Source organism: Paraconexibacter sp. (genome assembly GCF_059438195.1).
In genome coordinates this window covers 37580-48281 of the sequence record NZ_JBLKKY010000035.1, presented here as the reverse complement: position 1 = coordinate 48281, position 10702 = coordinate 37580, and the positions used below count along the sequence as shown (strand labels likewise).

General features: G+C 74.1%; 13 protein-coding genes. 6 read left to right on the top strand and 7 right to left on the bottom strand.

Features of this window, described 5'->3' with window-relative positions; all coding sequences use genetic code 11:
• Window positions 1–78: 78 nt before the first annotated feature.
• Window positions 79–1044, top strand: coding sequence for an FAD:protein FMN transferase (locus ACME2J_RS13105; protein ID WP_495545369.1), 966 nt, complete (start codon window positions 79–81; stop codon window positions 1042–1044).
• A complete protein-coding gene (locus ACME2J_RS13100) occupies window positions 1041–1637 on the top strand; it encodes a ferric reductase-like transmembrane domain-containing protein (protein WP_495545368.1) in 597 nt (198 codons plus the stop codon). Before ACME2J_RS13105 ends, ACME2J_RS13100 begins: the two co-directional genes overlap by 4 nt.
• On the opposite strand, the gene ACME2J_RS13095 is transcribed toward ACME2J_RS13100, so the two are convergent.
• Entirely contained in the window at window positions 1567–3255 is a 1689-nt protein-coding gene (locus ACME2J_RS13095) for a GMC oxidoreductase (protein ID WP_495545367.1), read from the bottom strand. The two genes, ACME2J_RS13100 and ACME2J_RS13095, sit on opposite strands and share 71 nt — an antisense overlap.
• An 80-nt stretch (window positions 3256–3335) precedes the next feature.
• Here ACME2J_RS13095 and ACME2J_RS13090 point away from each other — a divergent pair, with 80 nt between their 5' ends.
• On the top strand, window positions 3336–4448 hold the full coding sequence (locus tag ACME2J_RS13090; RefSeq protein ID WP_495545366.1) for an alcohol dehydrogenase catalytic domain-containing protein: 1113 nt from the start codon (window positions 3336–3338) through the stop codon (window positions 4446–4448).
• A gap of 30 nt (window positions 4449–4478) precedes the next feature.
• Here the strand turns inward: ACME2J_RS13090 and ACME2J_RS13085 are convergent, their stop codons facing one another.
• The gene (locus ACME2J_RS13085; protein WP_495545365.1) at window positions 4479–4832 is read right to left on the bottom strand and encodes an ArsC/Spx/MgsR family protein; all 354 of its coding nucleotides are present in this window, start codon (window positions 4830–4832) and stop codon (window positions 4479–4481) included.
• 25 nt (window positions 4833–4857) lie between these two features.
• Here ACME2J_RS13085 and ACME2J_RS13080 point away from each other — a divergent pair, with 25 nt between their 5' ends.
• Window positions 4858–5238 (top strand): DoxX family protein, encoded by a 381-nt coding sequence (locus tag ACME2J_RS13080; RefSeq protein WP_495545364.1) that lies wholly within the window; start codon window positions 4858–4860, stop codon window positions 5236–5238.
• Between the two features lie 19 nt (window positions 5239–5257).
• On the opposite strand, the gene ACME2J_RS13075 is transcribed toward ACME2J_RS13080, so the two are convergent.
• Window positions 5258–5785: a hypothetical protein gene (locus tag ACME2J_RS13075; protein WP_495545363.1), complete on the bottom strand. Its 528-nt coding sequence runs from the start codon at window positions 5783–5785 to the stop codon at window positions 5258–5260.
• A 56-nt stretch (window positions 5786–5841) separates the two neighbouring features.
• Here ACME2J_RS13075 and ACME2J_RS13070 point away from each other — a divergent pair, with 56 nt between their 5' ends.
• Window positions 5842–6990: a sensor histidine kinase gene (locus tag ACME2J_RS13070; protein ID WP_495545362.1), complete on the top strand. Its 1149-nt coding sequence runs from the start codon at window positions 5842–5844 to the stop codon at window positions 6988–6990.
• Between the two features lie 31 nt (window positions 6991–7021).
• Here the strand turns inward: ACME2J_RS13070 and ACME2J_RS13065 are convergent, their stop codons facing one another.
• Complete coding sequence (locus tag ACME2J_RS13065; protein WP_495545361.1) at window positions 7022–7684, bottom strand: hypothetical protein; 663 nt, start codon at window positions 7682–7684, stop codon at window positions 7022–7024.
• 41 nt (window positions 7685–7725) lie between these two features.
• On the bottom strand, window positions 7726–8436 hold the full coding sequence (locus ACME2J_RS13060) for a metallophosphoesterase family protein (protein ID WP_495545360.1): 711 nt from the start codon (window positions 8434–8436) through the stop codon (window positions 7726–7728).
• Window positions 8437–8460: 24 nt separating this feature from the next.
• On the opposite strand from ACME2J_RS13060, the gene ACME2J_RS13055 reads away from it, so the two are divergent.
• Window positions 8461–9054 (top strand): GNAT family N-acetyltransferase, encoded by a 594-nt coding sequence (locus ACME2J_RS13055; RefSeq protein ID WP_495545359.1) that lies wholly within the window; start codon window positions 8461–8463, stop codon window positions 9052–9054.
• Window positions 9055–9060: 6 nt separating this feature from the next.
• Here the strand turns inward: ACME2J_RS13055 and ACME2J_RS13050 are convergent, their stop codons facing one another.
• Window positions 9061–9810 carry an ABC transporter permease gene (locus ACME2J_RS13050; protein WP_495545358.1) on the bottom strand — a complete coding sequence of 250 codons (750 nt, stop codon included), beginning with the start codon at window positions 9808–9810 and terminating at the stop codon, window positions 9061–9063.
• Complete coding sequence (locus ACME2J_RS13045) at window positions 9803–10696, bottom strand: ABC transporter ATP-binding protein (RefSeq protein WP_495545357.1); 894 nt, start codon at window positions 10694–10696, stop codon at window positions 9803–9805. Before ACME2J_RS13045 ends, ACME2J_RS13050 begins: the two co-directional genes overlap by 8 nt.
• Between the last annotated feature and the right edge of the window lie 6 nt (window positions 10697–10702).

Below are 10702 nucleotides of genomic sequence, written 5' to 3'. Positions count from 1 at the left end.
CGCGTCGACGCCCGCCCCGGCGCCGGCCCCGGCGCCCGCTCCGGCGCCCGCTCCGCCCCCCGTCCAGACGAGCGCGTCATGAGCGCGGTCTGGCAGGAGCGTCGGCTGCGTGCGATGGGCAGCGACGTCGCGCTCGTCGGCGGGTCCGGCGAGCTCGCGCTGGCCGAGGTCGAGGCGCGCCTCGACGCTGCCGAGCGGCACGTCCGGCACCTCGACGCCGCCTGGACCCGGTTCGATCCCGCGTCGGATCTCGCGCGGCTCAACGCCTCGTCGTCCGGTCGGGTGGAGGTGCCGGTCGTCCTCGGCGCCGCGATCGCGGCGGCGCTCGCCTGCCGCGTCCGCAGCGGGGGACTGGTCGACCCGACCTTCGCCGCGCCGATCGCGGCGCTCGGCTACGACCGCACGATCGTCGGGCTCGAGCGCGTGTCGCCCGGCGACGTCGCCGACGCGGCCCGAGTGCGTCGCGCTCGCCCCGGGCGTCCGCCGCTGCGCCCCGCCGACGTGCGGGTGAGCGCCGACCGGCGACGCATCGAGCGCGCTCCGGGCGTCGCACTCGACCTCGGGGGCGTGGGCAAGGGACTCGCCGCCGACCGCCTCGCCGCCGTCCTGCGCCCGCTCGACCGCTGGGCCGTCAGCGTCGGCGGCGACCTCCGCTGCGGCGGTCGGCGCCGCGACCTCCTGCAGGACGTCGACGTGACGCATCCGGTGACCGGGGCGGTCGTGCGGCGGCTCGCCGTCGATCGCGGAGCGGTCGCGACGAGCGCCATCACGGCGCGTGCGTGGCGGACGCCGGAGGGCGAGATCGTCCACCACCTCCTCGACCCCGCGACTGGTCGCCCCGCGTGGACGGGCCTCCTGCAGGCGACGGCCGTCGCGCGCACCGCGCTCGTCGCCGAGTGCCGCGCGAAGGAAGCGCTGTTGCGTGGGCCCGCCGGAGCTCGCCGGCTCCTCGCCCGCGACGGCGGCGTCCTCGTGCACGCCGACGGCACGGTGGAGGACGTGGCCCCGGCCGTCCGGCTCGTCCGCGAGGAGGTGGCGGCATGAGCCTCTCCGAGGTCGTCGGCGACCACGGCTGGTGGCTGCTCTCGCGCACCGCCGGCATCGTCGCCCTCCTCGCGATCACCGCCTCGGTGGGGCTCGGCCTCCTCACGGCGATCCGCGAGAAGCGCCGCCCCGGTTTCGCGGCCGCCGTCCGCGCGACCCACGAGCACCTCGCGCTCGTCGGCCTCGTCTCGATCGCGGTGCACGGACTCGCGCTGCTCGGCGACCCGTGGCTGCGACCGGGCGTCGAGGGCATCGCCGTGCCGTTCGCGCTCGACTACGAGACGGTGTGGGTCGGCCTCGGCGTCGTCGGCGGCTACCTCGCCGCGATCCTCGGGCTCAGCTTCTACGTCCGGGACAGGATCGGGCGCGCGCGGTGGCGCGCCGTCCACCGCGCATCGAGCCTCGTCTACGTGCTCGCCGTCCTCCACACGATCGGGGCCGGGACCGACGCCTCGACCGCGTGGATGCAGGTGCTCCTCATCGTCACCGGAGCGCCGATCCTCGCGCTCCTGCTCATCCGCGTCAGCCAGCCGCGGCGTCCGGCTCCCGCTCCGAAGCGGGCAAGTGGACGACCGGCACGGACGCCGGCGTGACGTCCGGGGACGGCATCTCCATGCCCTTCGCCGGGAGGCGCGACATCGCCAGCTCGGTCATCGCGGTGATCGTGAGCGACGGGTTGACGCCGATGTTCGCCGGGACGGCGGAGCCGTCGCAGACCATGAGGTTCTCGTAGCCGAACACGCGCTGCCGCGCGTCGACGACGCCGCTGCGCTCGTCCTCCCCGATGACCGCGCCGCCGAGGATGTGCGCGGTCGTCGGGATGTTGAAGAGCGCCTCGACCGTCGAGCCCTCGGCGATGCCGCCCGTGCGCTCGGCCATCCAGGTGGCCGCGTCGAAGCCGGCCTGGATGAACGTGGGGTTGGGCTTCGCCGGGTCCTGCTCGGTCTGCAGCCGCACGCCCTTCCCGAGGCGCTTCGGCCTCGACCGCAGCGCGATGGCGTTGTCGAGCGTCTGCATGACGAGGATGATCACCGTGCGGCGGCCGTCGCCCTTGAAGAACGTCGCCTTGAAGAAGCGGCGCGGGTGGCGCAGGACGGCCGCGAGGAACTTGAGCGGCCGCGTCACGCGCGTCCCGCCGCCGGTGAGCATCGTGTTGAGGTACTGCATCGCTCCGCCCGCGTCGCCGTAGACGCACGTCTCGATGTGCGTGTCGGGGTCGGGGTAGATGCTCGAGGTGATCGCGACGCGCTGCTGGATGTCCTCGGGGAAGTCGTCCGGGAGCTGGACGCTGAGGATCGCCTCGCTGTTCGTCCGCACGAGCTCGCCGAGCCGGTCGGAGATGCGCAGCGATCCGGCGTGCTTCACCCGCGCGAGGAGGCCGTTCGTGCCGAGTGCGCCCGCGGCGAAGACGACGCCCTTCGCGGTGATCTCACGACGGTCCTTGCGCAGCCACGCCCCGGCGCGCTCGTCGCTGACGACGTATCCGTCGGAGCCGTTGGCGGCGCCGAGCGGACGGACGTCGGTGACCATGCGGCAGTCCTCGACGCGCACGCCCCGGCGCTCGGCGAACCAGAGGTAGTTCTTCACGAGCGTGTTCTTCGCGTTGTGCGGGCAGCCGACCATGCAGCGGCCGCAGTCGATGCAGCCCGTGCGGTCCGGGCCCTCGCCGCCGAAGTACGGGTCGGGGACGGTGACGCCCGGCTCGCCGCGGAAGACGCCGACGCGGGTCTTCTTGTACGTGTCGGCGCAGCCCCATTCCTCGCCGAGCTCCTTGAGGAGCTGGTCGGTGGGGTCGTCGCGGTCGCAGGTGACGACGCCGAGCATGCGCTCCGCCTCGTCGTAGTGCGGGCGCAGCTCCTCGCCCCACTCGCCGAGGTGCGCCCACTGCGGGTCGTCGTAGAAGCGCTGCGGCGCGCGGTAGAGCGTGTTGGCGTAGCCGAGCGAGCCGCCGCCGACGCCCGAGCCGGAGGCGATGAAGATGTCCTTGAAGATCGTGAGCCGCAGGATGCCGCGCATCCCGAGCTCGGGACGGAAGAAGTACCGGCGCAGGTCCCACGTGCTCTTCGGCAGCTCGTCGTCGGCGAAGCGGCGACCGCATTCGAGGACGAGGACGCGGTAGCCCTTCTCGGCGAGCCGCAGCGCGCTCACGCTGCCGCCGAAGCCCGAGCCGATGACGATCCAGTCGTAGTCGTGCCTGCTCTCCGTACCCATCCGCCCATCATGACGGGTGCGTCACCTTCGTGCATCGGCACGGCGCGAGCGGGGTCCAGCGACGGGGGTAGGGTCGTCGCATGAAGATCCGCGCCGCCGTCCTCGAGGAGTTCGCGAAGCCGCTCGTCGTCCAGGAGGTCGACCTCGCCGAGCCGCGGCGGGGTGAGGTCCTCGTCCGCGTCGTCGCGTGCGGCGTCTGCCACACCGACCTGTACACGGCCTCCGGCGTCGACCCCTCCGGCTACGCGCCGACGGTGCTCGGCCACGAGGGGGCGGGCGTCGTCGAGGCGATCGGCGAGGGCGTCACGTCGCTGAAGCCGGGCGACCACGTCGTGACGCTCTTCGCGCCGCAGTGCAAGCAGTGCGAGCACTGCACGTCGGGGAAGACGAACCTCTGCATGGCGATCCGCGAGCAGCAGAACGCGGGCTACCTGCCCGACGGCACGACCCGCCTTTCACGGGACGGCGAGCCGATCCGCCACTTCATGGGCACCTCGACGTTCGCGGAGTACACGGTCATGCCCGAGATCGCGCTCGCGAAGATCACGAAGGACGCTCCGCTCGACCGCGCGTGCCTCTTCGCCTGCGGGCTCTCGACCGGGCTCGGCGCCGCGATGAACACGGCGAAGGTCGAGCCCGGCGCGACGTGCGTCGTCTTCGGCGCCGGCATGGTCGGTCTCGGCGCGGTCGCCGGCTGCCGGCTCATGGGCGCCGAGCGGATCGTCTGCGTCGACCTCTCCGAGGACCGCCTCGAGCTCGCGAAGGGGCAGGGCGCGACGGACGTCATCGTCGCGTCCGAGAGCACGACGCAGCAGATCCTCGACATGACCCGCGGGATGGGCGCCGACTTCACGTTCGAGGCGACCGGCCTCGTGAGCGTCATGCAGCAGGCCGTCGAGTGCGCCCGCATGGGGTGGGGGCTCGCCACGATGGCGGGCGTCGCGGGCAAGGGGGAGACCCTCGACATCATCCCGCGCTGGCTCATCCAGGGCCGTCGCGTCGCCGGATCGTCCTTCGGCGGCGTGAAGGGCCGCGACGAGGTGCCGGTGCTCGTCGAGCGCTACCTCGCGGGCGACATCGACGTCGACGCGTTCATGAGCCACCGCATCACGCTCGACGAGGTGAACAGGGGCTTCGACCTCATGCACGCCCAGGACGGCATCCGCTCCGTCATCCAGTTCGGAGAGGCCTAGGGCGGCCCGCCGTGGGCGGCGGGCTCAGGCTCAGTCGAGGAGCTCGAGCGCGCGCTCGATCGGACGCGCGAGGACGGCGCGGTCGCCGCGCACGACGATCGGCCGCTGCACGAGGGCCGGGTGCTCGACCATGAGCGCGATGAGCCGCTCGTCGCCGACCGACGGGTCGTCGAGCCCGAGCTCCTTGACGAGCGGCTCGCGGGTCCGCAGGACGTCGCGGGGTCCCACCCCCGCCTTGTCGAGGAGCCCGCGGAGCTCCGGCTCGGTGAGCCCGTCGACGTGGTAGCGCACCGACTCCCACTCGACGCCGCGCTCGGCGAGGAGCGCCGCGAGCTTCTTGCAGGTCGTGCAGGTCGGCTTCTCGTACACGAGGAGGTCGCTCACGGCGGCCACTGTAGCCTGGGCGCCCATGACCCGCTCGCAGCGCCTCGTCGCCGGATTCTTCGGGACGATGGGCGTCCTCCACTTCGTCGTCCCCAAGCCGTTCGTCGACATCGTCCCCGACTACCTGCCGGCGAAGAGGGAGCTCGTCTACGCCAGCGGCGTCACCGAGCTCGGCGGAGCGCTCGCGACGCTGCACCCGCGCACGCGCCGGTTCGGCGGCTGGCTCCTCCTCCTCACCCTCGCGGGCGTCTACCCGGCGAACATCCACATGGCGGTGAACCCCGACCGCTATCCGCAGGTCCCGGGCGGGCAGGCGGCCCTCATCGCCCGGCTCCCGCTCCAGTTCCTCTTCGCGTGGCTCGTCTGGAAGGCGACGCTGCGCGAGGACGCCCGCCGCGAAGGCTGAGCGAGCCCGGCCCGCGGCCTCACGCGGGCGGCGGCCACCCCTCGTCCATCTCGTACTCGTCCTCGCCGAGGGCGACGACGACGGGGTCGTTGCCGCGGGCGCTGATCGTGAGGGGCGCCTCCGGCACGTTCGTGTGCCACGTCGCCATCGCGACGTCGATCGGGCCGAGGCGGCGCGAGAGCCCGACGACGGCGCGGGCGTAGTGCTCCATGCCGCCGAGCGGCGCGGCGATCTCGCCGGTCTCCGGCGTCACCTCGAACGGCGGGAGCTGGCGCACGTCGGGCACGTCGGGCTCGGGCACGTCGAGCTCGATCGCGTGGGGGAGGACGACGGTCTCCCCGTCGATCGTCACCTCGATCGGCTTGAGGCGCTCGCAGTCGACGACCGCCGGCCCCTCGCCGGGGTCGCGGGCGACGACGGCGACGGCGCGGATCGCGCCGCTGTCGTGGATGAAGGCGCGGAGGAGCGCGACGACGCGGTCGAGCTCGCCGACGGACGCGACGACGTCGACGGGCTCGTTCTCGGGCTCGGGAGGAACGTCGGACACGCCCCGAAGGATCGCAGGCCCTTCAGGAATCCCGCCGTCGTGCCGAAGGAGTAACGATGCGAGGGCCTGGTCCGGAGAGCCTGCATACCTCGTCGAGCACGACGACCGCCGCACACCCCGCGACCGCCCTCGCGGATCTCAGCGACGAGCTGCTCGCGATCGTGGCGGCCGACGGCGCCCTCGTCGCGAGCGGCGGGGCGTGGAGGCGCGTCCTCGGCCACGACGCGGCGGACCTCACTCCGCGCCGGTTCCGCGGCCTCGTCCACCCCGAGGACCGCGAGGCCTTCGACGCCGCCTGGCGGGACGTCCTCGACGGCGACGGGCGCGAGGAGGTGCTCCTGCGGATCCTCGGCGCCGGCGGCCGCAAGCGCGAGATCACGTGGTCGGCGACCGCGCGCCCGGACGGCACGATCGGCATCCGGGGCCGGGACGACACCGAGCGGCGACGCGCCGAGCTCGACCTCGAGCGCCGGGTCGCCCGCCTCGAGCGCGCGAACAGGGACCTCGAGCAGTTCACCGCGACGGTCTCCCACGACCTCCGCGATCCGCTGCGGATGGTGACCGGCTACCTCGATCTGCTCTCGAGCCGCTGCGCGGACGATCTCGACGACTCCGGCCGCGCGTTCATCCGCCACGCCGCCGACGGCGCCGAGCGGATGCGCGCCCTCATCGACGACCTCCTCGCCTACGCCCGCGTCGGCGCCGACGGCACCCGGCTCGAGACGGTCGACGTCGGCGAGCTGCTCGACGCGGTGCGCGACGACCTGGGTCCCGCGCTCGACGAGTCGGGCGGGGTCATCGAGGCGCACGACCTCCCCGTCGTCGTCGGCGATCCGACCCAGCTCCGCCAGCTCCTCCAGAACCTCGTCGGGAACGCGCTGAAGTTCCGCGCCGCCGACGGTCCGAGGGTCGTCGTCTCCGGCGCCGAGGACGACGAGGAGTGGAGGATCTCCGTCGCCGACGACGGGATCGGCATCCCCGCGGCGCAGCACGGCCGCATCTTCGAGGTCTTCGGTCGCGCCCACGGCCGCGACGACTACCCGGGCACCGGCATCGGGCTGTCGATCTGCCGGCGCGTCGCCGAGCGCCACGGCGGCCGCATCGAGCTCCGCTCGACGCCCGGTGAGGGCAGCGTCTTCACGGTCCGGCTCCCCCGCCGCCCGTCCCCCGGTGCGCGCGAGCAGCGCCGGGACGGCGACGCCTGAGGCTGAGGCGCCGGGTCGCTCGGTCAGGGGCTCAGTCGACGCGACCGGCGATCGGCCGTCCGTCCGCGTCCCACAGCGACAGCCGCCCCGCGCCGTCGGGGTACTCGCCGATCGCGGCCTTGAAGTCCCCGCCGCCGCCGTAGAGCTCGATCGTCGCGGCGCCGCGGGCATCGCCGCCGCGCTGACCGACCCGGGTCCGCAGCGCGCCGCCCTCGTCGAGCAGCTCGACGCCGGTGCCGCCGTCCGGCCACGTCCCGAAGCCCGCGCGGTAGTGACCGTCGCGGTCCCAGAACTCGACGCTGCTCTCGCGGTCGGGGTCGGGCCCCTGCGCGAGCGCGGCGCGGAGGCGGCCGGCGGCGTCCCACATCATCGCCCCGGCGGGGCGGCCCGGCGCCTCGCCGACGTGGACGCGGTGGTTGCGCTCGGCGTCGTAGACGTCGACGCCGGCCGACCCGTCGATCCACGAGCCCGCGGTGAGGCGGAAGACGCCGCCGCGATCGGCGAGCTTCAGCGCGCTCGACCCTCCCGGCTCGACGGTGAGCGTAGCGCGCACGAGCCCGTCGGCGTCGGCGAGGTCGAGCGACAGGCCGCCGTCCGGAGCCGTCCCGAGGCGCGCGCGGACGCGCCCCGCCTCGTCGACGACCTCGAAGGCCCCGGCGCGCAGGGACGCGGGTGGGTTCGTCTCGTCGTCCATGCCCCGGATACGGCCGCCGCCGCGGCGCGGTTCGCTCGCCGTCAGGGCGCGGCGCGCGCGATCCGGTCGGCCACGACGCCCGCCCAGGCGGCGCCGATCGCGCGGAGCGCCTGAGCGCTCGCGTCGTGGTCGTAGGCGACGCGCCGCAGCTCGACCTCGTCGCGGTCGACGTGGAGCAGCGCGTAGGCGGCCCGCGCGTCGCCGTCGAACGGGAGGCCGACGCTTCCGGGGTTGACGACCTCGAGCGCGTGGCCGCCGCGCTCGATCCGCCGCGCGAACTGGACGTGGGTGTGCCCGACGACGAGCCGCCGCTCCCGCACGCTCGCCGCGAGCCTCGCGTCGCCCTCGCCGGCCTCGGGCGCGACGCCCGCCATGTCGTCCCCGGGCGCCGCGTGCACGCACCGGCAGCCCGAGACGAGGACCTCCGTCGGGAGCCCGCCGAGCCGCGCGACCGTCGCGGCGTCGAGCGCCTCGAGCGCCGCGTCCGCGGCGCCGCGGACGACGTCGTTCTCCGGGAGGTCGTCCGCGGGGTGCGTCGCGAGCCACCGGTCCCAGTTCCCCCGCAGCCACGCGGTCGGGAGCTCGATCGCCTCGAGCGCGGCGACGGTCGCGGCGGGCCACGCGCCGAAGGCGGCGGCGTCGCCTCCGAAGACGGCCGCGGTCGCGCCTGCGGCCCGCGCGTCGTCGAGCACGGCCTCGAGCGCCGGGAGGTTGCCGTGGACGTCGTAGAGGAGAGCGACGGAACCTGACATGTGACACGTCTACCATCCCGCGCCGTGGAGCTCCGCGGACCGACGCTCACCCTGCGCCCGCCCGGCCGCCGCGACGTCCCCGCGCTGTTCGCGCTCGGCTCGGATCCCGAGGTGACGCGGTGGTTCTCCTGGGGCCCCTATCGCACGGAGTCCGAGCCCGCCGACTACGTGCGGCGGGCGGAGGCGCGCCGGGAGCGCGGCGAGCAGCTCGACCTCCTCGTCGTCCATCGCGACGACGGGCCGATCGGCGTCACCGGCCTCTCGGAGTGGAGCCGCCGCGACCGCCGGGCCGTCGTCGGGACGTGGTTCGGGCGTCGCTGGTGGGGCACGGGCGTCAACGCCGAGAGCAAGGCCCTCGTCGCGCACCTCGCGTTCGGCGTCTACGGGCTCGAGCGCCTCGGGGCCTACGCCGACGTCCGTCACGCCCGCTCGCAGCGCGCGCTCGAGGGCCTCGGCTTCTCCCGCGAGGGCGTCCTGCGCGCCTTCCACCGTCACGGGGACGTCCAGAAGGACGTCGCCATCTTCTCGCTCCTGCGCGGCGACTGGGAGGCCGGCGAGCGCTGGCGCGTCCCCGTCGAGCTCGTCGGGGAGCCGCCGGCCGCCTTCAGGATCCCCTGAGGCGCGTCAGGCCCGGCGCGACTCCCAGCGGAAGCCGCGCACCGCGAGGACGACGCCGGCGACGCCCCAGAGGCAGACGATCGCGAGACCGCTGAGGTTGTCCCCGAGGGAGGCGCCGGTCACCATCGCGCCGGAGAGCCCGTCGATGAGGTGGGTGAGCGGCAGGGCCTGCGCGATGTCGCGCAGCACGTCCGGCGCGTCCTCGGCGTCGAAGAAGACCCCGGAGATGAAGATGACCGGGAGGAAGACGATGTTCACGTACGCCGGCGCGGCGTCGAAGTTCGGGATGACGTGCGACCAGGCGACGCCGAGCGCGGCGAGCGTGACGACGCCGACGAGGACGAAGACCGCGAGCTCGAGGTAGTCCCGCGGCCAGTCGACGCCGAAGAGCGCCTTGCCGGCGAGGACGACGAGCGACACCTGGACGACCGTGTTCGTCACCGCGTTGGCGAAGATCCCGACGAGGTACGACCACGAGGGCATCGGGGTCCCGCGCATCCGCTTGAGGACGCCCTGCTCGCGGAGGAAGACCATGTTCATCGCGAGCGCGCTGAAGGTCGTCGACATGACGCTCATCCCGGCGATGCCGGGGACGATGACGTCGAGGTCCTCCTGCGACCCGGCGAAGATCGCCCCGAAGAGGAGGAGGAACAGCAGGGGCAGGATGAAGTTGAAGAACGCCGCCGACGGGTTGCGCCAGAACATCCGGCGCTCGAGCCGGTACTGGTGCCAGGCGAGCGTGAGGCCGTCAGCCACGGGCCGTCGCCTCCTCGTCGGCCTGCTCCTCGGCCGTGAGCTCGAGATAGACGTCCTCGAGCGTCGGGCGCGTCACCGTGAGGTCGCGCAGCGGCTCGTCGCGGGCGAGCGCGGCGCTCGTGAGCTGGTGCAGGAGCGCCGTCGGGTCCTCGGTCTCGCGCGTCTGGAGCGTGCCGTCCTCGCCCCGCCACGTCACCCGGGTCCGGGTCGAGGAGCCGAGCTGGGCGGGGGGGCCGACCGCGACGATGCGGCCCTCCTTGAGGATCGCGACGCGGTCGCACAGCGCCTGCGCCTCGTCGAGGTAGTGCGTCGTGATGAGGACCGTCTTCCCGAGCTCCTGGAGCGACCGCACGACGTCCCAGGCCTGCCGCCGCGCCGCCGGGTCGAAGCCGGTCGTCGGCTCGTCGAGGAAGATGAGCTCCGGGTCCCCGACGAGGGCGAGCGCGAAGTCGAGCCGCCGGGCCTGGCCGCCGCTGAGGGTCCGGGTCCTCGCGCCGGCGAGGTCGGAGAGCCCGGCGAGGCCGAGCACCTCGTCGACGTCCCGCGGGCGGGGGTACATGCGGGCGAAGTGCTCGACGGCCTCGCGCACCTCGATGTGCCTGTAGAGGCCGGTCGACTGCAGGACGATGCCCACGCGGGCGCGGAGCTCGCGGGAGCGCTGCGCCGGATCGTGGCCGAGCACCGACACGATGCCGCTCGTGCGCGTCCGGTACCCCTCGAGGATCTCGACGGTCGTCGTCTTGCCCGCGCCGTTGGGTCCGAGCAGCCCGAAGACCTCGCCGCGGTGGACGTCGAAGTCGATCCCGCGGACGGCGTCGTGGGTGCCGTAGGACTTGCGCAGCTCGCGGACGAGGATGGCGATGTCGGCCGACGAGGTGGCGGGCATCGGCAC